The sequence below is a fragment of the Streptomyces sp. NPDC015242 genome (assembly GCF_043079125.1).
GTDB lineage: Bacteria > Actinomycetota > Actinomycetes > Streptomycetales > Streptomycetaceae > Streptomyces.
This window is the reverse complement of record NZ_JBIBUF010000004.1, coordinates 385,640-406,267: the sequence shown is the minus strand read 5'-3', so window position 1 is coordinate 406,267 and position 20,628 is coordinate 385,640. Positions and strand designations below refer to the sequence as shown.

General features: G+C 75.2%; 21 protein-coding genes and 2 pseudogenes. 15 read left to right on the top strand and 8 right to left on the bottom strand.

Translation table 11 applies throughout. From position 1 onward, the window contains the following. The first annotated feature begins 319 nt into the window (after positions 1–319). Together ACF07N_RS16490 and ACF07N_RS16485 are read left to right on the top strand one after the other, a co-directional pair. Positions 320–523, top strand: a complete 204-nt coding sequence (locus tag ACF07N_RS16490; protein ID WP_003991681.1) for a cold-shock protein — start codon at positions 320–322, stop codon at positions 521–523. Positions 524–676: 153 nt separating this feature from the next. Further along, a complete protein-coding gene (locus ACF07N_RS16485; protein ID WP_383326973.1) occupies positions 677–2,128 on the top strand; it encodes a DEAD/DEAH box helicase in 1,452 nt (483 codons plus the stop codon). A 71-nt stretch (positions 2,129–2,199) separates the two neighbouring features. Here ACF07N_RS16485 and ACF07N_RS16480 read toward each other — a convergent pair whose 3' ends face one another. Both ACF07N_RS16480 and ACF07N_RS16475 read right to left on the bottom strand, forming a co-directional pair. Beyond that, the gene (locus ACF07N_RS16480; RefSeq protein WP_392113112.1) at positions 2,200–2,634 is read right to left on the bottom strand and encodes a DUF6193 family natural product biosynthesis protein; all 435 of its coding nucleotides are present in this window, start codon (positions 2,632–2,634) and stop codon (positions 2,200–2,202) included. 4 nt (positions 2,635–2,638) lie between these two features. After that, complete coding sequence (locus tag ACF07N_RS16475) at positions 2,639–3,646, bottom strand: LacI family DNA-binding transcriptional regulator (protein ID WP_392113109.1); 1,008 nt, start codon at positions 3,644–3,646, stop codon at positions 2,639–2,641. Positions 3,647–3,956: 310 nt separating this feature from the next. Between ACF07N_RS16475 and ACF07N_RS16470 the strand changes: the two genes are divergently transcribed. Further along, positions 3,957–6,011, top strand: coding sequence for an RICIN domain-containing protein (locus ACF07N_RS16470; protein ID WP_392113106.1), 2,055 nt, complete (start codon positions 3,957–3,959; stop codon positions 6,009–6,011). Positions 6,012–6,045: 34 nt separating this feature from the next. Here ACF07N_RS16470 and ACF07N_RS16465 read toward each other — a convergent pair whose 3' ends face one another. Further along, positions 6,046–6,405 (bottom strand): YybH family protein, encoded by a 360-nt coding sequence (locus ACF07N_RS16465; RefSeq protein ID WP_392113645.1) that lies wholly within the window; start codon positions 6,403–6,405, stop codon positions 6,046–6,048. A gap of 125 nt (positions 6,406–6,530) precedes the next feature. Between ACF07N_RS16465 and ACF07N_RS16460 the strand changes: the two genes are divergently transcribed. Continuing rightward, on the top strand, positions 6,531–7,406 hold the full coding sequence (locus ACF07N_RS16460; protein ID WP_392113103.1) for a LysR family transcriptional regulator: 876 nt from the start codon (positions 6,531–6,533) through the stop codon (positions 7,404–7,406). Between the two features lie 136 nt (positions 7,407–7,542). Here ACF07N_RS16460 and pip read toward each other — a convergent pair whose 3' ends face one another. After that, positions 7,543–8,511, bottom strand: coding sequence for a prolyl aminopeptidase (gene pip / locus ACF07N_RS16455; protein ID WP_392113100.1), 969 nt, complete (start codon positions 8,509–8,511; stop codon positions 7,543–7,545). Between the two features lie 363 nt (positions 8,512–8,874). On the opposite strand from pip, the gene ACF07N_RS16450 reads away from it, so the two are divergent. From ACF07N_RS16450 to ACF07N_RS16425, 6 genes are all read left to right on the top strand, one after another. After that, positions 8,875–10,413: an alpha/beta hydrolase gene (locus ACF07N_RS16450; protein ID WP_392113643.1), complete on the top strand. Its 1,539-nt coding sequence runs from the start codon at positions 8,875–8,877 to the stop codon at positions 10,411–10,413. Between the two features lie 173 nt (positions 10,414–10,586). Beyond that, positions 10,587–10,967: a sortase-dependent protein gene (locus tag ACF07N_RS16445; RefSeq protein ID WP_392113097.1), complete on the top strand. Its 381-nt coding sequence runs from the start codon at positions 10,587–10,589 to the stop codon at positions 10,965–10,967. After that, a complete protein-coding gene (locus tag ACF07N_RS16440; RefSeq protein WP_392113094.1) occupies positions 10,964–11,581 on the top strand; it encodes a class F sortase in 618 nt (205 codons plus the stop codon). Before ACF07N_RS16445 ends, ACF07N_RS16440 begins: the two co-directional genes overlap by 4 nt. After that, positions 11,578–12,069 carry an RNA polymerase sigma factor gene (locus ACF07N_RS16435; RefSeq protein ID WP_392113091.1) on the top strand — a complete coding sequence of 164 codons (492 nt, stop codon included), beginning with the start codon at positions 11,578–11,580 and terminating at the stop codon, positions 12,067–12,069. Before ACF07N_RS16440 ends, ACF07N_RS16435 begins: the two co-directional genes overlap by 4 nt. Next, on the top strand, positions 12,053–12,619 hold the full coding sequence (locus ACF07N_RS16430) for a hypothetical protein (protein WP_392113088.1): 567 nt from the start codon (positions 12,053–12,055) through the stop codon (positions 12,617–12,619). Before ACF07N_RS16435 ends, ACF07N_RS16430 begins: the two co-directional genes overlap by 17 nt. A gap of 173 nt (positions 12,620–12,792) precedes the next feature. Continuing rightward, positions 12,793–13,353 (top strand): tellurite resistance TerB family protein, encoded by a 561-nt coding sequence (locus ACF07N_RS16425; RefSeq protein WP_383327005.1) that lies wholly within the window; start codon positions 12,793–12,795, stop codon positions 13,351–13,353. Between the two features lie 16 nt (positions 13,354–13,369). Here ACF07N_RS16425 and ACF07N_RS16420 read toward each other — a convergent pair. Continuing rightward, positions 13,370–13,813, bottom strand: a pseudogene (locus tag ACF07N_RS16420) (serine hydrolase); the annotation flags it as partial. 3 nt (positions 13,814–13,816) lie between these two features. Between ACF07N_RS16420 and ACF07N_RS16415 the strand changes: the two are divergent. From ACF07N_RS16415 to ACF07N_RS16400, 4 genes and pseudogenes are all read left to right on the top strand, one after another. Then, positions 13,817–14,062 (top strand): annotated as a pseudogene (locus ACF07N_RS16415) (penicillin-binding transpeptidase domain-containing protein); the annotation flags it as partial. Positions 14,063–14,137: 75 nt separating this feature from the next. Continuing rightward, positions 14,138–15,085 (top strand): class A beta-lactamase, encoded by a 948-nt coding sequence (gene bla / locus ACF07N_RS16410; RefSeq protein ID WP_392113084.1) that lies wholly within the window; start codon positions 14,138–14,140, stop codon positions 15,083–15,085. 42 nt (positions 15,086–15,127) lie between these two features. After that, the gene (locus ACF07N_RS16405; RefSeq protein ID WP_383327020.1) at positions 15,128–15,481 is read left to right on the top strand and encodes a DUF952 domain-containing protein; all 354 of its coding nucleotides are present in this window, start codon (positions 15,128–15,130) and stop codon (positions 15,479–15,481) included. A 14-nt stretch (positions 15,482–15,495) separates the two neighbouring features. Then, a complete protein-coding gene (locus ACF07N_RS16400) occupies positions 15,496–16,176 on the top strand; it encodes a DUF4328 domain-containing protein (RefSeq protein ID WP_392113081.1) in 681 nt (226 codons plus the stop codon). Here the strand turns inward: ACF07N_RS16400 and ACF07N_RS16395 are convergent. Next, positions 16,170–17,042, bottom strand: a complete 873-nt coding sequence (locus tag ACF07N_RS16395; protein WP_392113078.1) for a putative RNA methyltransferase — start codon at positions 17,040–17,042, stop codon at positions 16,170–16,172. The two genes, ACF07N_RS16400 and ACF07N_RS16395, sit on opposite strands and share 7 nt — an antisense overlap. A 373-nt stretch (positions 17,043–17,415) precedes the next feature. Next, complete coding sequence (locus ACF07N_RS16390) at positions 17,416–19,320, bottom strand: glycine-rich protein (RefSeq protein ID WP_392113075.1); 1,905 nt, start codon at positions 19,318–19,320, stop codon at positions 17,416–17,418. Between the two features lie 356 nt (positions 19,321–19,676). Here ACF07N_RS16390 and ACF07N_RS16385 point away from each other — a divergent pair, with 356 nt between their 5' ends. Then, positions 19,677–20,039 carry a DUF1304 domain-containing protein gene (locus tag ACF07N_RS16385; protein ID WP_383327032.1) on the top strand — a complete coding sequence of 121 codons (363 nt, stop codon included), beginning with the start codon at positions 19,677–19,679 and terminating at the stop codon, positions 20,037–20,039. Positions 20,040–20,050: 11 nt separating this feature from the next. Here the strand turns inward: ACF07N_RS16385 and ACF07N_RS16380 are convergent, their stop codons facing one another. Beyond that, positions 20,051–20,464 (bottom strand): DUF5994 family protein, encoded by a 414-nt coding sequence (locus tag ACF07N_RS16380; protein WP_383327035.1) that lies wholly within the window; start codon positions 20,462–20,464, stop codon positions 20,051–20,053. Between the last annotated feature and the right edge of the window lie 164 nt (positions 20,465–20,628).

The following is a 20,628-nucleotide window of genomic DNA, read 5'->3' as shown; positions in this document are numbered from 1 at the left end:
GTCCGCCCAGCCTCTCCGCCCGGAGGCCCTCCCGTCGTCGTGCGGCTGCCGACAATCCGGGGTACTCGCCACGCAGTAGAACCGGCACCCGGGTCAGCCTCGGGTACGAGATTTTCCGGGCCTTCCTCCGCCCCCTGTGCTACCGTCGTTGTTGTTGCAGTTTTGGTTCCCAGAGACTTCGAGTGCTCTTTCGACCTTTTGTCGACGAGCACTCTTTTTTGTTTCCGAGATTTTCGGATCTCTCCACAGGGTGATCATTTCGGCGACTACGGGTCCGCAAGGTGCGGGCCCTGAGTACTGCCCCTCAAGGGAGATTCATATGGCTACCGGCACCGTGAAGTGGTTCAACTCGGAAAAGGGCTTCGGCTTCATCGAGCAGGAGGGCGGCGGTCCCGACGTGTTCGCCCACTACTCGAACATCGCCACCTCCGGCTTCCGTGAGCTCCAGGAAGGCCAGAAGGTGACCTTCGACGTCACGCAGGGCCAGAAGGGCCCGCAGGCCGAGAACATCGTTCCCGCCTGACGCCGACGCGTCTGCCCTGACCGGGGCCCGCACCCCTCGCGGTGCGGGCCTCGGCTCGTTTACATCCGTTCCGGCTCGCTCTTGCGAATCCTGCGGCTCTCCGGTGCCGTCTGCGCATTCCCCGATACGTGCCGCATCGAGGAAGGTTCCCCCATGGACCGCACGGCTCGCAGGAGCAGCAACGGCTCCTCCCGCTCCCGCAACGGCGGGTTCCGCTCCCGCAAGGCGGGCGGACAGAACACCGCCGCCCGCACGGCGAACGGCGGCCACGGCGCCCGCCGCCCCGCCCCGGCCCGCGAGTTCGCACCGCCCGTCACCGTCACCCCGGCCCTGCCCGCCGTCGAGGCGTTCGCCGATCTCGGCCTGCCGCCGCGGCTGCTCGCCGCGCTGGGCGCGGAAGGCCTGACCGCGCCGTTCCCCATCCAGGCGGCCACCCTGCCCAACTCGCTCGCCGGGCGCGACGTGCTGGGCCGCGGGCGCACCGGGTCGGGCAAGACGCTCGCCTTCGGGCTCGCCCTGCTGGCCCGCGTCGACGGGCAGCGGGCCGAGGCCCGGCAGCCCCTGGCGCTCGTCCTGGTGCCCACGCGCGAGCTGGCCCAGCAGGTCACCGACGCCCTCACCCCGTTCGCCAAGGCGCTGCGGCTGCGGCTCGCGACGGTGGTCGGCGGGCTGCCGATCGGCCGCCAGGCGAACGCCCTGCGCGCCGGTGCCGAGGTCGTCGTCGCGACGCCGGGACGGCTCAAGGACCTCCTGGACCGCGGCGACTGCCGGCTGGACCAGGTCGGCATCACCGTGCTCGACGAGGCCGACCAGATGACCGACATGGGCTTCATGCCGCAGGTGACCGCCCTGCTCGACCAGGTGCGGCCCGGGGGCCAGCGGATGCTGTTCTCCGCCACCCTGGACCGCAACGTGGACCGGCTGGTGCGCACGTACCTGCACGATCCCGTGGTGCACTCGGTCGATCCCTCCGCGGGCGCCGTCACCACGATGGACCATCACCTGCTGCACGTGGACGACGACGACAAGCACGCCACCACGACCCGGATCGCCGCCCGCGACGGACGCGTGATCATGTTCCTGGACACCAAGCACGCCGCCGACCGGCTGGCGAAGAAGCTGCTGGCGGTCGGGGTGCGGGCGATGGCGCTGCACGGCGGCAAGTCGCAGTCCCAGCGGACCCGGACCCTGGCCCGGTTCAAGGACGGCGACGTCACGGTCCTGGTGGCCACGAACGTCGCCGCCCGCGGCATCCACGTCGACAACCTCGACCTGGTCGTCAACGTCGATCCGCCCGCCGACCACAAGGACTACCTGCACCGCGGCGGCCGCACGGCGCGCGCCGGCGAGTCCGGGACCGTCGTCACGCTGGTCCTGCCGCACCAGCGGCGCGAGATGTCCCGGCTGATGGCCGACGCCGGCATCACCCCGCAGATCACACGGGTGGGCCCGGACGAGGCGGAGCTGAGCCGCATCACGGGTGCGCAGGAACCCTCGGGCGTGCCCGTGGTCCTCACCCCGCCGCCCGCCGAGAACCGCCCCGCACGCTCGGGTTCCGCCCAGGGCGCCCGGCGCGGCAGGCCGCCCCGGGCCCGCCGCCGCTGACCGCCGGCGTCACACGGTGCGGGCCCTCCCGGAGGGCGGGCTCGCAGCCGGTCTTCGCCGCCGCCGGGCTCTCAGGCCCGTTTCCCGCCGTCCCGCGCCCTCTCGTGGGCGGCCAGTTCGTGCGCGCTGCCCGGGAAGGCCGGGCCGCAGCCCGGTGGCAGGTGCTCGACGACCCGCGCGACCGCGGCCCGCGCACAGCCGGTCTCGGTGATCCGCGGGCTGCTGCGGCTCGGGCCCTCCACGCGGTACCGGCCGTCGGCCGACGTGCCGATGTAGGGGACGTCCCAGGTGAAGGGATGTTCCGTGCACCGGCTGAAGTGCAGCTCCCACATGCCGGCCCAGGGGTGCAGCCGGCGCAGGAGCGGCTCGGTGTGCGCCACCCGCACCAGTTCGGCGAAGGCTTCCGGGAGCGGTGAGGCGTGGCGGGCGGCGGCCTCTTCGGCCCGGGCCAGGAGGGCGCGCCAAGCGCCCGTGGCAGGCGGGTGCGGACCGTGCGGGTGTCCCACGCGCTCAACCACCCCTGCGCGCGGTGCTCTCGCGCAGCACCAGCCGGGTGGGCACCAGCGTCGTCCCGTGCCCGCCCCCGGCGGAGCCGCCGCCGGCGTCCTCCTCGCGCATCCTGCGCAGCACCCCTTCCACGCACAGCCGCCCCACCTCGGCGAAGTCCTGGTGGACGGTCGTCAGCGGCGGGAGGAAGGACGCGGACTCGGGGATGTCGTCGAAGCCGACGACGCTGACGTCGCCGGGGACGCGGCGGCCCCGCTCGTGCAGGGCGCGCAGCAGGCCCAGGGCCATCTGGTCGTTGGCCGCGAACACCGCCGTGCAGCCGGGCTCGTCGGCGAGCAGGAGGCCTGCGCGGTAGCCGGACTCCGCCGACCAGTCCCCGCGCACCGGGGGCGGCGGGGTGCGGCCCGCCTCGGTGAGGGTCGTGCGCCAGGCGTTGGCGCGGCGCTGGGCGGCGAAGGAGTCCTCCGGGCCCGCCAGGTGCCACACCGTCTCGTGGCCGAGGCCGAGCAGGTGCCGTACGGCGTCCCGGGCGCCGCCCGCCTGGTCGGTGTCGACGACGGGGTAGCGGTCGCCCGCGTCCGAGTCGGCCACCACGACCTGCACCCCCGGCGGCAGGGAGACCGTCGCCGCGTCGAGCAGGTGGATCTCCATGATGACGATCACGGCGTCCACGGCCAGTTCGCCCAGGCGGGAGAACGCGCCGTTCACCTCGTCCTGCGTGGGGACGGCCACCGGCAGCAGCGTGACGGCGTAGCCGTGGGCGGCTGCCGAGGTGGCGATGGCCTCCAGGGTGCGGATGTTGCCCATCGTGGAGAGGGAGAACGTGATCACCCCGAGCGTGCGGAACTCGCCGCGGCGCAGGGCCCGGGCCGCGCTGTTGGGCCGGTAGCCCAGTTCCCGCATGGCGGCGAGGACCTGGCGGCGGGTGTCCTCGGTGACCCCGGCGAAGCCGTTGGAGACGCGGGAGACCGTCTGGGAGGAGACCCCGGCGAGCCGCGCCACATCGGCCATGGAGGCGCCCTGCCGGGGGCGGGCCGCACGCCGTCCCGTCCGGCTGGTGCCCCTCGACCCGCTCTCGCCGTCCATGGCGCCCACCCGCCCCTCGCCCGCGTCGCCGCCCCGGCCTGAACTTCCGGTGCCGTACGACTCCTTGACCCCTGAGATTCGGACAGTGTAGACATCCCGCCAGCGGATGTTTACGTAAACATTGTCGAGCCCGAACCGTACGAGAAGCGACAGAACCGGACCAGTCGCACCACCTGGGCCCCGATCTCTGTGTCCGCCGGGACGCGCGGCACGCAGAAGAGTTGGAGTACTCGATATGGCACACCGCACCCGCAGACGAAGGCTCCTCGGGGCCGTCGGCGTCACCGCCGTGGCGACCGGAACCCTCCTGGCCACGACGACCCTGCCCGCCGCCCACGCCGGACCGGCGGCGGCCGGCCGGGCCGCCGCCGGCGTCACCGTCCGGCCGGACCCCTCCTACGCGGGCGAGAGGTTCGAGGGCTGGGGCACCAGCCTGGTCTGGTTCGCCAACGCCACCGGCGACTACCCGCCCGCGATACGCGAGAAGCTCTACCGGCTCCTCTTCGGCGACGAGGGCCTCGCGCTGAACATCGCCCGCTACAACATCGGCGGCGGCAACGCCCCGGACGTCAAGGACTACCTGCGCGCGGGCGGCGCGGTCGAGGGCTGGTGGAAGGCCCCGGCCGGGACCACCCGCGAGGACGTCGGCTGGTGGGACGCCGGGGATCCGGCGGACTGGAACGAGAACGCGGACCGGACGCAGCGCTGGTGGGTCGACCGCATCAAGAAGGACATCACCCACTGGGAGACCTTCAGCAACTCCCCGCCCTGGTTCATGACCGAGAGCGGCTACGTCTCCGGCAACTTCGACGCCGGCCGGGACCAGCTCAAGCCCGAGTCGGTCGAGGACTTCGCGAAGTACCTGGTGGGCGCCACCGAACGGCTGGAGAAGGCGCACGGCATCGAGGTCGACACGCTCGACCCGTTCAACGAGCCGAACACGGACTACTGGGGCACCCGGCTCGGCCCCGACGGCGAGCCGGCCGGCGGCCGCCAGGAGGGCGCGCACATGGGCCCCGAGCTCCAGCAGAAGGTGCTGCGCGCGCTCGCCCCGGTGCTGGACAGGTCCCGCTCCGGCGCGGAGATCTCCGCGATGGACGAGACGAACCCCGGCCTCTTCGCCACCAACTGGAACTCCTACCCGCGGGAGGTCCGTGACCTGGTGGGCCAGCTGAACGTCCACACCTACGGCACCGGTCAGCGCACCACCGTCCGCGACCTCGCCAAGGCCGCGGGCAAGCCGCTGTGGATGAGCGAGGTCGAGGGCGACTGGGGCGACGGCCAGAGCTTCACGGACATGCGGCCGGGCCTCGGCCTCGCCCAGCGCATCGTCGACGACCTGCGTGAACTGGAGCCGAGGGCCTGGGTGTTCTGGCAGCCGGTCGAGGACTACGACAACATGAAGCCGGGCGGCGAGTCGGCCAAGGGCGGCAACTGGGGCGAGATCCAGCTGCCGTTCAGCTGCACGGCGAAGGACACCCTGGAGACCTGCCCGGTCCGCACGAACACGAAGTTCGACACCGCCCGCAACTTCACGCACTTCATCAGGCCCGGCGACCGGCTGATCAAGACGGACGACACGTCCAGCACGGCCGCCGTCTCCCGCAAGGGCGACGCGGCGACCGTCGTGCACGTCAACAGCACCGCCGAGGCGCGTGACGTCACGCTCGACCTGTCGAAGTTCGGCCACGTCTCCGCACGGGCCACCGTCACGCCGGTGGTGACCAGCGCCGACGGCAAGCTGGCCAGGCAGCGGCCCGTCCGCGTCACGGACGAGCGGGCCACCGTCCGGGTGCCCGCGCAGTCGGTGACGTCCTTCCTCGTGCGGGGCGTGGCCGGTGTCGCGAAGGACGCGGCGGAACTGCGCGAGGGCCACACGTACCGCCTGACCGGCGTGCAGAGCGGCAAGGACCTCGCGATCGCCGGCGACGGCACGGGGCTGGTCATCCGCGGGGCCTCGGCCGGCCCGGCCGGCCGGCAGTGGACGGTGGAGCGGGTGCGCGGCACCGGCAACCAGCGCCGTCACGTCCTCACCGAGGCGGCCTCGGGCAAGCGCCTCGCCGTGCGCGACGGCGCCCTGGTCGCCGAGCCGGACACGGGCCGCCGGGACAGGGCCGCGGAGTGGATCGCCTCCACGACCGGCGACGGCACCTGGACCCTGGTCAACGCCGCCACCGGCCAACTCCCCGACGTCTCGGGCCAGTCGACGAGCGAGAACGCACCTGTGGGCGTGTGGCAGCCCAACTCGGGGGCGAACCAGCGCTGGAGGGTGACGGAGGTGACGGACTGACCTCCGGCACCGCACGCGGACGCGCCCGGCCTCGTCAGTCCCGGGCGCTCCCGTCGGTGGGCGGGGTGAACTCCGGCTGGTCCAGTACGCGGAGCCAGCTGCCGTCGGGCTGGCGCCGGACGACCTGGGCGCGGGCGCCGGTGCCGTCCTTCGGCGGGGTCGACGTGAGGGCGAGGTCGCCGCTGACCAGCGTCGGCAGGGGTGTCTCCGGCTCGAAGCGGGGACGGTCGGCCAGCACCTTCTCCCACAGGGCGCGGATCGCCTCCCTGCCCACCGTCCGCCGGCCGGGCGGGTAGGCCAGCACCGCGTCCTCCTCGTAGAGCGCGGCCACCCCGGCCGCGTCACCGGCGTTGGAGCGTTCGACGAAGAGGCGGGTGAGGTCCTCGGGGCGCATGGCCTTCTCGTACACGGGTCTGTCCTTCCGGTGTCCTCCGGCGGGTTCTTCGGTCGTCTCCAGCCTCGGCCCCGCCCGGCCAGAAGTCCAACAGCTGGTTCTACTGAAAACTAGAATGCCCTGTCATGGAACTGAGGCAGCTGGAGTACTTCGTCGCCGTCGCCGAGGAGCGGAACTTCACCCGGGCCGCCGAGCGCGTGCACATCAGCCAGTCCGGCGTCAGCGCCCAGATCCGCCGGCTGGAGCGGGAGCTCGGGGCCGAGTTGTTCGACCGGTCGGCGCGTACCGTCACCCTGACCCCGGCGGGCCGCGCCGCACTCGGCCACGCCCGTGCGGCGCTCGCCGCTGCCGGGGCGGTGGAGCAGACGGTGGGCGAGGTGACCGGCCTGGTCCGGGGGCGGCTCGTGGCGGGCATGGTCATCGGCTGCACGGTGACGCCCCTGTTCGAGGCGCTGGCCGCGTTCCACCGGGCCCACCCGGGCGTGGAGATCTCCCTGCTGGAGGAGAACTCCGACCGGCTGGTCGAGGCGGTGCGCGCCGGTGAGGTGGACGTGGCGCTCGTCGGCGCCGCCGAGCCCCCCGAAGGGCTCGACGCGCTGACGATCGTCAGCGAGCGGCTCGTGGTGGCGGTTCCGCCGGGCCATCCGCTGGCGGACCGGCGGCGCGTCACCCTGCGCGACGTCACCGCCCACCCGGTCGTGTGCATGCCGCCGGGTACGGGCCTGCGCACCGTCTTCGACCGCGCCTGCGCCGCGCGGGACCTGCGCCCGGCCATCGCGCTGCAGGCCAGCGCCGCGGACGCGATCACGGACCTGGCCGCCCGGGGACTCGGCGTCGCGGTCCTGAGCGCCTCGATGACCCGGGACGCGGGCGAGCGTCTCGTCACCCGCACGATCGCCGACGTCACCGCGCCGGCCCTGCTGGCGCTGGTGTGGAGGGAGGCGTCGGGACCGGCGGTGCGGGAGTTCCTGCGGGTGGGGCGGGGGGTGTTCGCGGGGTGACGCCGCCGGGGTTCCTCCCGGCTGCTCAGGGCTGCTCAGGGCTGCTTACGGCCGCTTGCGACCGCTTACGGCGCTTACGGCCCGCCGCCCGCAGCAACATGAAGCAGCCCGCCGCCGCCGGTCTCCTGGGCAGCGGCTACCGTCCGCGCACCGGGCGGAACCGGTCCGTCGCTCCCACGACCGCCCCCGTCGATGTGCTCCCGGACAGCCCGTGCCCCTCGCCCCCGATCAGCACGAGCTCCGCGTCCGGCCACACCTGTGCCAGGTGCCACGCCACGTCCGGAGGTCCGCTGATGTCCATACGGCCGTGGACCAGCACACCGGGGATGCCGGCGAGCTTCCCCGCGTCGCGCAGCAGCGCCCCGTCCTCCAGGAAGGCGGCGTGCCGCCAGTAGTGCGTGACGAGGCGGGCGAACCGGAACCGGAAACGCGGGTCCTCGAAGCGCGGGTCGGGCCGGTGTCCCGGGTGGGTGGACACGTGCACGTCCTCCCAGCGGCACCACTCCCGCGCGGCCCGCTCCCGCACGGCCGGATCGGGATCCGCGAGCATCCGGGCGTACGCGTCGGCCAGGTTCCCCTCGCGTTCCCCCTCCGGTACGGCGTCCCGGAACCGGGCCCACTCCTCGGGAAAGATCCGGCCCATGTCCCGCGTCACCCAGTCCACTTCCCGCCGCGTGGTGCTGGTGACGCTGAAGAGCACCAGCTCCGAGACCCGCCCGGGGTGCCGCTCGGCGTAGGCCAGCGCGAGGGTGACGCCCCAGGAGCCGCCCAGGACCAGCCACGCGTCGATGCCGAGGTGACGGCGCAGCAGTTCGATGTCGGCGATCAGGTGGTGGGTGGTGTTGGCGGCGAGCGAGGTCTCCGGATCGGCCGCGTCGGGCCTGCTGCGCCCGCACCCGCGCTGGTCGAACAGCACCACACGGTACGCCGCCGGATCGAACAGCCGCCGCCAGAACGGCCCCGCGCCGGACCCCGGCCCGCCGTGCAGCACGAGCGCGGGCTTGCCCGCGGGGTTGCCGCAGGTCTCCCAGTGGACGAGGTTGCCGTCGCCGACGGCGAGCATGCCGTGGTCGTACGGCTCGACGGCGGGATAGGGCTCGGACATGTCGGACCTTCCTTCCCGGGAGCAAGGGGCTCCGCAAGTGAACACCCCCGCAACTACCGCCGGGTAGTGCGAAGATCACGTCCCAGTACGTCGACAATCCGACCGCGGCCGGTGCCTCCCGCCCCGCCTGGCCGGAAACTGCCACCGACCGACTCGATCGACCGACCAGTCCGATCGAGGACCGACCGACCGACCGAGCGCCGGGCAACGCCCCGCGCCCGAGGGGGAAAACACTCAGTGAGAACAACAGAACACGGTGAACGCCGGACCGGTGCGCCCGCGCGCAGACGTCTGCCCCGGCTGCGCGTCGCCCTCGCCGCCGCCCTCACCCTGGCCGTCTCCGGTGCCGCCGCACCCCAGGTGATGGCCGCCCAGCCCGCCACCGCGACCGACCCGCAGCCGGCCGTGCCGACCCTGGCCTGGGCGGACTGCCAGGGCGGGTTCGAGTGCGCCGACGCCCAGGTGCCGCTGGACTACCGCGACCCGCAGGGCAAGAGCATCACCCTCGCGGTCATCCGCAAGAAGGCCGCGGACCAGGGCGCGAAGAAGGGGACCCTCTTCCTCCAGCCCGGCGGCCCCGGCAACTCCGGCGTCGACTTCGTGCGCAACAACTACGCCGACCTGCCGGCCTCCCTGCGCGACAACTTCGACGTCTTCGGCTACGACGTCCGCGGTGTCGGGCGGAGTTCGCAGGTGGTGTGCTGGGACGACCCGACGTACACGCGGGCCGTCACCGCCGCCAAGGGCGTCCCCGGCCCGGACGCCTTCGAACCCGCCGTGCGCCAGGCCGCCTCGTTCGTCCAGGGCTGCCAGGACAACGCGGGCGGCCTCGTGCCGTACGTGGGGACCGGGTACGTGGCCCGGGACATCGACCTGCTGCGACAGGCGCTCGGCGAGGAGCAACTGACCTACTACGGGCGGTCGTTCGGCAGCTACATCGGCACCGTCTACGCCGCCATGTTCCCGCAGCGCGTGCGCGCCCTGGTGCTCGACGGCGCCTACGACCCCGAGCGCTACGCGAACAAGCCCTACGCCTACGACCGGCCCCAGTACCTGGCGCTGGACGGCGCCATGGGCCGCTTCCTCGACTGGTGCGAGGCCGACCAGGCCACCTGCGGGTTCGGCGACGGCGACCCCCGGGGCGCGTTCGAGAAGCTCAAGGCCGACCTGGACGCCAACCCCGTGCCGACCGCCAACGGCGGCCAGGCCAACGGCTACACCCTCGTCTACCGCCTGATGTTCAACATCAACGAGGGGAAGGTCATCTGGCCCTCCCTCGGCCAGGCCCTGCGCAAGGCGCAGCAGCGCGACAACACCTCGTTCCTGCTGCGGCCGCCGTCCCCGGCCAGCTACGACTTCCTCAACCCGAACGTGGCCGTCGAGTGCGTCGACAAGGACTACCCGCGTGACCCGGCCCTGCTGAAGCGGCAGGTCACCCGCAACGCCGAACTGGCGCCGCTGCTGGGCCCGGCCATGGCGTACGGCCCGCCCACCTACGACCACCAGCACGCCACCGCCTGCGTCCAGTGGACCGGCGAGAAGCCCAGCCGCTACGCCGGCTCCTTCCGGGCGAAGGGCTCAGCGCCGATCCTGGTCCTCGGCACCACCGGCGACCCGGACACCCCGTACCGGGACGCGGTGGCCCTGTCCCGCAAGCTCGACAACGGCCGGCTGCTGACCTTCCAGGCCGAGGGGCACACCGCCTTCGGCCGCAGCGCCTGCGCCACGGACGCGGTGACCGGTTACCTGGTCGACCTCAAGGTCCCGGCGCGCGGCACCACCTGCGCGGACGAGACCCAGCCGCCGTCCGCCACACCGAAGAAGGCCCCCTCGGGCACGACCCTCGGTGAGCTGCGCAACGGCGTCAACGAGCGGCTGGACCGCATCGGCACCCTGCGCTGACCCGCACCACCCCACCCCGGACCCCGGATTCCCTGTACGGCAGGGGTCCGGGGTTCCGTACGTCCGGGTCGACGGCTCCCCCCTCCGCGACTTTGCCCTCTCTTTACAACCCGCCCCGTCCGCGCCTCGTCTCTTCCGCACGACCTGTTCACCCGACCTGGGAGTGCGACTCCATGCGCCGAACCGTCCTCAGCCTGCTGGCCCTCGCGGGCACCGCCGTACTGATGGGCACGGGGCCCGCGTTCGCGGACGGGGCGACGGCCCCGAGCCCCGTCCCCACCGCCGCGCCGACCACCCACCCGGAGGCGACCGACACGCCCCGGCCGGCCGCGCCCGCCGAGCGGTCCCGCACGGCCCCGAGCGCCGAACCGACCCGGGCACCGGCCCGTGACCAGGTGTCCGTCGTGCCCAGCGGCGCACCCGACACCGGTGAGACGCCGGGGTCCGCGCACTCCGGCGGCGACGCCACGGCGATCGGCGCGGGCGCCGCCGCGGTGCTCCTGGTGGGCGGCGGCACGGTGTTCGCCGTGCGCCGCCGGGCGAACGGGGCATGAGCCGGTTCTCCAGGCGCGCCTTCGCGGCCGCGGCCCTGGCGTCCGCGCTGACGGCCTGCGGCGGCGGCACCGCCGAACGGCCGCGCGCCGCGCGGACCCCGCCGTCGCCGGAGCCGGCCCGGGGGTCACGCCCCGCGGCCGGTTCCGCCCCGGCCCGGCTGCTGATCCCGGCGATCGGCGTCGACACCCCGGTGATGCCGCTGGGCCTGGCGGCGGACGGCACCGTGCAGGTGCCGCCCGTCGAGGCGCACGACCGGGCGGGCTGGTACCGGCACTCGCCGCCCCCGGGCCGGACGGGGCCTTCGGTGCTCCTCGGCCATGTCACGGTCGGGCGGTACGGCGACGGCGTCTTCCGCCACCTGGCCCGGCTGCGCCCGGGCGACCGGGTCGAGGCGCGCCTGGAGGACGGCACGGCGGCGCGCTTCGCCGTCACCGCCGTACGGACCGTCCCGAAGAACGAGTTCCCCGCGGACGACGTCTACGGGAACGTGGCGCGTCCGGAGCTGCGGCTGATCACCTGCGGCGGAGCGCGTACCGGCGACGGCTACGCGGACAACGTGATCGTGTTCGCCGTGCAGGACGGCGCCGAGTCCCCCACCTCTGGAGAACGTTGAAACGGTCCCGCGAGAAGGCCGCGTCCGAGTTGTTCGCCGCCCTCTATCCGCGTCTCGCCGGCTGGTGCCGCCGGCTCGTCGACGACGACGAGACGGCCCACGAGATCGCCTCGGAGGCGTTCACCCGGCTGTGGGCGCGCTGGACGTCGGTCGAGGAGCCGCGCGGCTTCCTCTACGTCACCGCCGCCAACCTCGTCAGGGACCACTGGCGCAAGCTGGAGCGCGAGCGGCGGGCCCTGCACCGCGTCACCTCCGAGGCCGCCGTGCGGCCCCACCCCGAGCAGGCCGACCCGTCGGTGCGGCTGCTCGTGCAGGCGCTGCCCGAGCGACTGCGCGTCCCGATCCTCCTCCACTACTACGCTGACATGCCGGTCCGGGAGGTGTCCGCCCTGACCGGGCGCAAGGAAGGAACCGTCAAGGCCGATCTGCACGCGGCCCGGGAACTGCTCCGCGTCCATCTGAGGAGAATCCTTGACCACACGCCTTGACGACGTCCCGGGCGAGCCGGAGTCCGGCCCGGACGACCCGCTGGCCGTCATCCTGCGGCCCTCCTCCCCGGACTACCTGGGCGCGCCGCCCGGCCAGTTCGCGGCGGTCCGCCGCCGGGCGACCCGCCGGCGGCTGCTGCGGACCGCGGCCGGGGCGGGCCTGTGCTGCGCGGTGGCCGCCCTGATCGTCCTGCCGCTGCGCCTGTCGGCGCCCGAGGCGCCCGCCGTCCCGACCGTGCCGATGGCCCCGCCGCCGGCGACCCCGGCCCCGGCGACCCCGGCGCCCGCGCCGTCCGAGCCGGACCCCACCGCGGGCCCCGCCACGGACCGCGACGCGCAGCGCACCCGCACGCCCGTCCCCGGTACGGCCGGTCCGCGCGCCGAGGACTCCCGTCCGGCCGGGTCCCGCTCCCCCGGGGGCGATGACGGCACCGGTTCCACGCCGGACTCCCCCTCGGCCACGACGACCCCGGTCCGGCCCGTGCCCTCGGCGGCCCGCTCGGACCCGGACGCCGGACCGGCCACCGAGGCGGCAGCCGACCGCCGGTAACCCGGCGCGGGCCCGTTCCGCTGTTTCCGGCGGAACCGGCCGTGTGCGGCCGGTGCGGTGGGGCGCCGGGTGAGAGGGTTTGCGGAACCTTTGCCCGTGGGCCGGGCGTTGGGAGGGTGTGCGCGCGTTGGCGGGTGCGCCTTTCGAGGCTGACGAATACCGAGGTGACGGCAATGGCAGTGTGGGACCGGCTGAAGGACCAGGCCAAGGCTCTCCAGCAGGGGCAGGCCGGACACGGCGCGGCCGGCGGGCACAGCGGCGGGCACGGCGGGTCGAGGTCCGGCGGCGGGGGCGGCAAGGCCCAGCTGATCGGCCTGTTCAAGACGCAGCTCGGATCGCTGAAGAACGAGCTGAAGAGCGGGGCCTACCGGGACGCGAGCATGGCGATGTGTGCCCTGGTCGCGGCCGCCGACGGGCAGGTGGACCCGGCCGAGCGCCAGCAGGTCGAGTCGATGATCGTCAGCAACGACGTGCTGCAGAACTTCCCGCCGGAGCAGCTGCGCCAGCGCTTCAGCAAGCACGTGGACCAGCTGACGATGAACTTCCAGCACGGCAAGGCGGAGGCGATGCAGGAGATCGCCAAGGCCGCCAAGAAGCCCACCGAGGCGCGGGCCGTGATCCAGACCGGCATGGTCATCGCCGGTGCCGACGGTCACTTCTCCCAGGCCGAGGCGCAGGTCCTGCGCGAGGCCTGCGCGGCGCTGGGGCTGTCCCCGGCCGAGTTCCAGCTCTGAAGCCGCGCCCTGCGGGTCAGCGGGCCCGCAGGGCGTCCACGGCCAGGCGGGCCGCCGTGCCGATGACGGCGTCCGCGGCGGGCAGGAGCGCGGCGGTGCGGGCCGTGCGGGTGAAGACGGCGACGGCGTAGCGGCCCCCGTCGGGGTACTCGACGACGCCCACCTCGTTGCGCACGGTCGGCAGGCTGCCCGTCTTGTCCGCGACGTGCACGTCGTCGAAGGGGAAGCCGGAGGCCAGCCGGTGCGGCCACACCTGCAGCCCCAGGATTCGGCGGATGGCCGCGCCGTGCTCCGGCGGGCACGCCTCGTCGCGCCAGACGGCCGCGAGCAGCCGGGTCATGTCGCGCGGGGTGCTGCGGTTGGTGCGGGCGGGGTCGAGCGCGCGGAGCCGGCCGACGACGTGCGGGTCGGCCAGCGCCCCGGCGCCCCCGGGACCGGCGTCCTCCTTGATGGTGGCGATTTCACGCAGTTGCGGGCGATGCTGCGGGCCACGGTCACCGACGGCACCGCACGGATGCTCGCCGGGCTGCCCGGCGCGGTCGGGGCGAAGACCGGCACCGCCGAGGTCTCCGACGGCCAGGACAACAACGGCTGGCTCGTGGCCCACCGGGGCGACGTGGCCGTCGCGTGTGTCGTCGAGGAGGGCGTCACCGGCGGCGGCTCGGCCGGGCCCGTCGTCCGTGACCTGCTGGCCTCGGTGCCCGAGTGAGCGAGAACCCGAGTGAGACCTCGTACGAGATCCGAGCGAGATCCGAGTGAGACCCGAGTGAGAAGAGCTCCCCGTATGCCCCTCGACCCGCCCGGCCGGCCCGTGTCCTCCCGCCGCTCCGTCCTGGCCGCCGCCCTGCTGCCCCTCCCTCTCACCGCCTGCGGCGCCGGCGGTGAGAGGGAGGGCCGGGACGCGACGCCCACCCGGTCCGCCCCGGCGCCGAGCCGGCCGCCGGTACGCCCCGCCCGGTTCGCCGACCTGGAGCGCGCCTACGGCGCCCGGATCGGCGTCCACGCGCTCGCGACCGGCACCGGGGCCACCGTCGCGCACCGCGCCGGTGAACGCTTCGCGTTCTGCTCGGTGTTCAAGGCCCTGGCCGCCGCGGCGGTCCTGCACCACCGTTCGCCGCACGGCCTGGACCGGCGCGTCACCTACACCCGGGCCGACCTCCGCTCCACCACCCCGGTCACCGGACGGCACCTGGCGACGGGCATGACCCTGCGCGAACTCTGCGACGCGGCCGTCCGCTTCAGCGACGGCGCGGCCGGCAACCTGCTGGTGCGCGAGATCGGCGGACCGCGCGCACTCACCGCCTACCTGCGCGGACTCGGTGACAGGACCAGCCGCATGGACCACTACGAGCCCGAACTCCACGACGTCCCGCCGGGCGACCCCAGCGACACCACCACCCCCGAGGCGATCGCCACGGACTTCCGCAGGCTGCTGCTGGGCACCGCCCTGCCCGCCCGCGACCGCGCGCTGCTCATGGACTGGCTCTCGCGCAACGCCACCCCCGTCGGCGCCCGCCGCATCCGGGCCGGGCTGCCGGACGGCTGGAAGGTCGCCGACAAGACCGGCACGGGCAACTACGGCCGGGCCAACGACATCGCGGTCGTCCACCCGCCCCGCGGCGAGCCGCTCGTCCTGGCCGTGATGACCGACCGCCCCGGTCACGGCGCCGAGCCCTCGGACGCGCTGATCGCCGAAGCGACCCGGCGGGCCGTCGCCGCCCTCGGCCTGTGAGGGGACGGGCGCGGGAGGGCGCGGGGGGCTTATAACGGGGCCATGATCTATCACGTCGTACCGAGCGCCGTCTGGAACGCCGACCCCGGCCGGCCGTACGCCCCCGCCTCCCTCGCCGAGGAGGGGTTCGTGCACTGCTCCCCGGACGAGGCGACCACGCTGGCCGTCGTCGACGCCTTCTACCGGGACGCGCCCCGGCCCCTGCTGGTGCTCGCGCTCGACGAGGCGCGGCTGACCGCGCGGGTCGAGTGGGAGGCGGCGGCCCCCGCACCGCCGCCCGGGGTGTCCGGGGACACGCTGTTCCCGCACGTCTTCGGCCCGCTCGACCGGGACGCCGTCGACCACGTCCTGCAGGTGCGGTGGGACGGGGAGGGCCGGGCGGCGGAACTGCGGTAGGGCAGGATGACCCGGTGACCGACCAGGAGATCTCCCCCGCCGCCCCCGGACCCGCCCCCACCCCGCGGCCGACGCGGGGCGCGGCCCGCTGTGCCGTCGCGGCCCTCGCCCTCGCCGGGATCGCCTGGGCCGCCCGGGCGGTGTGGCACCTCCGGCTGTCCCTGGCGGGGCAGCCGGCGTCCGGCCCGCCCGACCAGGGCGGCGGCACGCACCGGCCGCTGACCGCGCTGGAGGACTCCTACCACCAGGTCGCCTCGCTGAGCGCCGTCGTCACGGCCGGCTGCGCGGTGGTGTTCCTGCTCTGGCTGGACCGGATGCGGGACAACGCCCGGGCCCTGTCGGGCACCGAGCCGCGCTACGGCTCCTTCTGGTTCTTCCTGGGCTGGATCGTGCCCGTCGCCAACCTGTGGATACCCCGCGGCGTGGTCGCGGACGTCCACCGCGCGGTCTTCCCCGAGCGGCGGCTGCCCGCCGTCGTGAACTGGTGGTGGGGCCTGTGGCTGGCCGGTCTGGCCGGGGGTGCGGGCATCCTCTACTCCGACGGCACGGACGAGATCATCGCCCGCGCCTACACCGACGTGCTCCCGCTGCTCGCCGCCGACCTGGTCCTCGTGGCGGCGGCCGCGGCCGCCGCCGTCGTGGTCCTCACGCTCACGGCGGCGCAGCGGGAGCACATCGAGGGCCGCGGCTACTGAGCGGACGCGAGCGGCCGGTACACCGACACCACGAACGAGGCGGTCACCCGCACCGGCGTGCCCGACCGGGCCACGCGGCACCGCAGCCGGCCGGTGTCGAGGTGGTGTGCGCTGGGGCTCATGGCCACCAGGGAGAGGACGTCCTCGCCCGTCAGCTCCGGCGTGAACTCCAGCGGCTCGGCGCGTTCGAGCCGGAAGACACCCGACAGGGTCCGGCGCAGCCGCTCCTCCTTCCCCGGGTCGACCGTCAGCAGCCCGAGCTCCTCGCGCAGTTCGCGCAGGTGCCGTGGGGTGGGCGTGACGACGAGCAGGGCGCCGTCCGGGCGCAGGACGCGGCGGAACTCGGGGCCGTTGCGCGGCGCGAAGACGTTGAGGACCAGGTGGGCGCAGCCGGTGCGGACGGGCCAGGGCCGCCAGACGTCCCAGCCGGCGGCCTCCGCGCGGGGGTGGGCCCGGACCGTGGCGCGCAGGGCGGCGGAGGAGGTGTCCAGGCCGACGCCCAGGGCACCGGGCAGGGCGTCCAGGACGGCGGCCAGGTAGTGGCCGGTGCCCGCGCCGGCGTCCAGCACGGTGGCGTCGGCCGGCGCGAGGCCGGCGGCGAGGGCCGCCACGGCGCGGACGAGCGGGTCGTAGTGCCCGGTGCGCAGGAACGCGGCGCGGCTGCGCACCATGGCGGCGGAGTCGCCGCTCGTGGCGGGGCGGCGGCCGGTCAGCAGGCTGACGTGGCCGTGGCGGGCGATGTCGAAGGTGTGCCGTGCGGGACAGCGCAGGGCGCCGTCGGCGCGGGTGAGGCCGGAGCGGCACAGGGGGCAGGTCAGGACGGTCAGCAGCCGGTCGGACGGCAGGCGGGAGGGACCCGAAGGCATGGCGGTGCTCCTGGACGACGCGGCGCGCGGCGGGGGCCGGGCCGCGTGCGGGCGGTGGACGTCGGTCGCGGGCGCCCGCCCGTGGGCGGGCGCGCCGGGGCCGGCGACGTGACCGGTTCACGTCGCCGGCCTCACCGCCGCGTCAGAGGAAGCAGTGCGGCAGGGCGTTGCATGCCAGAGCCATACGGCCAGGCTACCCGCCGGACGTCACCACCGGCCGCCCGCCCGGGGCGCGAACGGGGCGCGAACGGGGCGGGCACGGGCGCGGGAGTGCGCCGCGGGAGGCGTTGCGGCCGGGGCCCGGAACGCGGGCGGCCCGCACCCGGTGCGTCCGGGTGCGGGCCGTCGCGATGACGCCGTGTCAGATGCGGCTTCAGCCCTCGCCGCGCGAGCGGAGCCCCGGCCGCAGCCCGAGGCGGAACGCCGCGAAGCCCACCGCCGCCAGGGCCGCGGCCACCGCGGCGAGCAGGCCGACGCCGCCCGCGCCGGTGGAGGCGAGGCTGCCGCCGTCCGGGTCGGCGGACGTGCCGCCGGTGGTGGAGGTGCCGCCCGTGGAGGTGCCGTCACCGCCGGTCGTGCCGCCGGTGCTCGCGGAGGGGCTCGGGTCCGCCGAAGGGCTCGGGCTGGCCGACGGGTCGTCGCCCGGGCCCGGGTCCTGCGCGCCGTCGCCGGGGACGACCTCGACCGCGAACTGGGTCATGGCGTCGCCGGCCGACGCGGTGACGGTGTAGGTGCCCGTGCCCTGACCGGCCGTCAGGGTCGGGGCCGTCGCGACGCCGTCCTCGCCGGTGCGCACCCGGACGATCCGCTCGCCGTCCGCGAAGCGGGGCGCGTCGTCGCTCTCGTCCTCGACCCGGAACTCGACCTCCGTGCCGGCCGGTGCCGCGGCACCCGCCTTGACGACCGTGGCCCGCAGGGCCTCCGCGAAGTCGGCGCCCTGTTCTGCCCGCTGGTCGTCGCCGCCCGCGACGGTGACGGTGTACGCCGACTCCTTCACCCGCACGGAGAAGACCGTCGAGACGCCGCCGGCCGACGCGCGGACGGTGAACTCGCCCTCCTTCAGGCCCACTTGGATCGGCTGGGACACGGCGCGGCCGCGCGCGTCGGTGGGCACCACCAGCTTCGTGGTGTCGGCGCCGCCCTTGACGTAGAAGAAGGCGCCCTGCCGGCCGGGGTCGTCGATGGTGAAGGTGACGGAGGCGTCCCCGACGGCGTTGCCCGCCGTGTCCCGGGCCACCACGGCCAGCGGCCCGGCGGCGCCGCCCGGCCGGACGGTCTCGTCGGTGCCGGAGACCTGGGCCAGCTCCGCGATCGCGGGGGTCTTCCACTGGAAGACCACGCGTCCGTGGCCGGAGCGGTCGCTGTTGACGCCGCCCTCGGCGATCCCGCCGCGCACCGGCTCACCGGAGGGCTGCCAGAAGGGGTCGGTCTTCGCCGGGGGCACCGTGCGGCTGCCGGTGAGCAGCCGGGGGTCCGTCACACGGTCGGGGTCGACGTAGCTGCTGCCGCCCGCGCCGCTGCCGATGATCCCCCGCTCCTCGTCGGTACCGCCGCCCCCGCCGCCGCCCGCGTAGCCCGCGCCGCCGCCACCGCCGGCGCCGTGCGCGCCGGAACCGCCCGCGCCGCCCTTGCCGCCGCCGGACGCGTCGGCGCCGGAGGAGCCGTTGCCGCCGCCCGCGCCGCCCTCGGCACCGGCCGCGCCCTTGCCGCCGCGCTCGGACCCGGTGTCGTCCTGGCCGCGCTCGCCGCCGCCGGGGCCACCGTGGCCGGCGTCCACGTCGCCGTACCCACCGCCGCCGCCACCGGCGGCGATGAGCAGCGGCTCGCCGTCGGCGGTGCGCACGCCGGTGCTGTTGCCGCCTACCGCTCCGTACCGGGTGCCGCCCGCGCCGCCGAGCGCGTCACCGAAGCGCTGATCGCCGACCGCGACCGACAGCTTCTCCCCGGGCGTGACGCCGAGCGTGCCCGCGGTGTAGCCGCCCGCGCCGCCGTTGGCGAAGGGCGTGCCCTCGCCGCCCTGGCCCCAGGCGCGCACGTCGAGCGACGTGACGCCGGCCGGGACCTGGAAGGTCTCACGGGCACCCGCCGGGTCGAACAGCCGGCAGCCGGAGAACCCCTCCGTCGGGGTGCACGCCGTCCCGGCGAGCACCCCGCCACCGGCGGCCGCGGCCGCGGAGGCGCCCGTCAGGGCGGTGCCGCCGGTCAGCGCCAGCAGGGTGAGGGCGGCGGCTCCGCGCCGGAACCGGGCACGCCGCGCCGCGGCGGCATCGTGATGCATCAAGGTGACTCCCCAACTCGTCACACGCTCCCCCCCTGGGAGCCGGACCTCGCTCGCTCGATCAGAATCGAACACGACGAGTGGGACAGCTGATCAAACTTGAGGCCGCCGGTCAACCGACTTGAGGCCGCCGGTCAATGGACTTGAGGCCGCGGGTCGACCGCCCGGCGCGCGCGGCGCGTCACTGCCCCGCGCAGCGCGGAACGGGAAGGCCGGCCGGGCTCCCGAGCGGCACACGCGGGGACGCGACGGCCCGGCCGGTCTTCCTCTGGCCGCAATCTGCCACCCGGCGCCGCGCGGCGCCTCCCGGGCGGGCCCGAACGAGGACGCGGGGGCGCGGCTGCGATGATGCGCGCATGTCGACCCTCGCCACCGTCGCGGTCCTGGCCCTCGCCGCGCTGCACGTGTACATCCTGGTGCTGGAGATGTTCCTGTGGACCACGCCCCGGGGCCGCGCCGCCTTCGGCACCACGCCCGAGTCCGCCGAGGCGACGAAGGCGCTCGCGGCCAACCAGGGCCTCTACAACGGCTTCCTCGCGGCCGGTCTGCTGTGGGGCGCGCTCGCCGCGGATCCGGTGGGCTTCCAGGTCTCGGTGTTCTTCCTGGTGTGCGTGGCGGTCGCGGGCGCGTACGGCGCCGCCACCGCCGCCCGGAAGATCCTCTTCGTGCAGACCGTCCCGGCGCTGGCCGCGCTCGCCCTGGTGCTCGCGGCGCACTGAGCGGGCGTCGCTCACGCGCCCTGCGTGACGGCCCGTTCCATCAGCAGGCCCGCCTCGGCCCGAGCCGTCCCGGGCGGCACCACGAGCAGGTCCCAGCGCCCCCGGCCGGGGGCGAGCAGGCAGACGGTGTCGGAGGCGGTGGGTGTGTCCCTGCGGCCCACGTGGACCGCCTGGCCCGCCACGTCCACCCGCTCCGGGCAGTCGTGCCAGACGTCCCCGTGGACGAGGACACTGCTGATCCGGCCCCAGGCGTGCGGCAGCCCGGCGAGCAGTCCGGGCAGTTCCGCGGCCAGGTCGTAGGAGCGGGGCCACCACGCCCCGTCGATCCTGCGGGCCGTGCGGCGCTCGCGCGGCTGGTCGGCGAGCCGCAGCCGGGCCCCGGAGGGGGCGGGGACGTGCGGCGGGGGCGAGGAGGCGGACGTCATGGGGGCTCCTGCTGCGGACGGGGAAGGCGGCCGGGCAGCCGTGCGGCCGCCGCTTGCGACCTACCCCGCTTCCTTCACCGTACCCCGCCGGCCGCACGGGATCCGGGGCCGGCCGGCCGGGCGGAAGGACCGGTGCCGCGCCGCCGCCGGGGAGAACAGGCTTC

Excerpts from the sequence above, each read along its gene's own strand:
- ACF07N_RS16445 (WP_392113097.1), top strand. The coding sequence starts at position 10,587 with ATGCGCCGAACCGTCCTCAGCCTGCTGGCCCTCGCGGGCACCGCCGTA.
- ACF07N_RS16475 (WP_392113109.1), bottom strand. The coding sequence starts at position 3,646 with ATGGCCGATGTGGCGCGGCTCGCCGGGGTCTCCTCCCAGACGGTCTCC.
- ACF07N_RS16490 (WP_003991681.1), top strand. The coding sequence starts at position 320 with ATGGCTACCGGCACCGTGAAGTGGTTCAACTCGGAAAAGGGCTTCGGC.
- ACF07N_RS16460 (WP_392113103.1), top strand. The coding sequence starts at position 6,531 with ATGGAACTGAGGCAGCTGGAGTACTTCGTCGCCGTCGCCGAGGAGCGG.
- ACF07N_RS16470 (WP_392113106.1), top strand. The coding sequence starts at position 3,957 with ATGGCACACCGCACCCGCAGACGAAGGCTCCTCGGGGCCGTCGGCGTC.
- ACF07N_RS16485 (WP_383326973.1), top strand. The coding sequence starts at position 677 with ATGGACCGCACGGCTCGCAGGAGCAGCAACGGCTCCTCCCGCTCCCGC.
- bla (WP_392113084.1), top strand. The coding sequence starts at position 14,138 with ATGCCCCTCGACCCGCCCGGCCGGCCCGTGTCCTCCCGCCGCTCCGTC.
- ACF07N_RS16425 (WP_383327005.1), top strand. The coding sequence starts at position 12,793 with ATGGCAGTGTGGGACCGGCTGAAGGACCAGGCCAAGGCTCTCCAGCAG.
- ACF07N_RS16395 (WP_392113078.1), bottom strand. The coding sequence starts at position 17,042 with ATGCCTTCGGGTCCCTCCCGCCTGCCGTCCGACCGGCTGCTGACCGTC.
- ACF07N_RS16450 (WP_392113643.1), top strand. The coding sequence starts at position 8,875 with ATGGCCGCCCAGCCCGCCACCGCGACCGACCCGCAGCCGGCCGTGCCG.
- ACF07N_RS16465 (WP_392113645.1), bottom strand. The coding sequence starts at position 6,405 with ATGCGCCCCGAGGACCTCACCCGCCTCTTCGTCGAACGCTCCAACGCC.
- ACF07N_RS16385 (WP_383327032.1), top strand. The coding sequence starts at position 19,677 with ATGTCGACCCTCGCCACCGTCGCGGTCCTGGCCCTCGCCGCGCTGCAC.
- ACF07N_RS16390 (WP_392113075.1), bottom strand. The coding sequence starts at position 19,320 with ATGCATCACGATGCCGCCGCGGCGCGGCGTGCCCGGTTCCGGCGCGGA.
- pip (WP_392113100.1), bottom strand. The coding sequence starts at position 8,511 with ATGTCCGAGCCCTATCCCGCCGTCGAGCCGTACGACCACGGCATGCTC.
- ACF07N_RS16440 (WP_392113094.1), top strand. The coding sequence starts at position 10,964 with ATGAGCCGGTTCTCCAGGCGCGCCTTCGCGGCCGCGGCCCTGGCGTCC.
- ACF07N_RS16405 (WP_383327020.1), top strand. The coding sequence starts at position 15,128 with ATGATCTATCACGTCGTACCGAGCGCCGTCTGGAACGCCGACCCCGGC.
- ACF07N_RS16380 (WP_383327035.1), bottom strand. The coding sequence starts at position 20,464 with ATGACGTCCGCCTCCTCGCCCCCGCCGCACGTCCCCGCCCCCTCCGGG.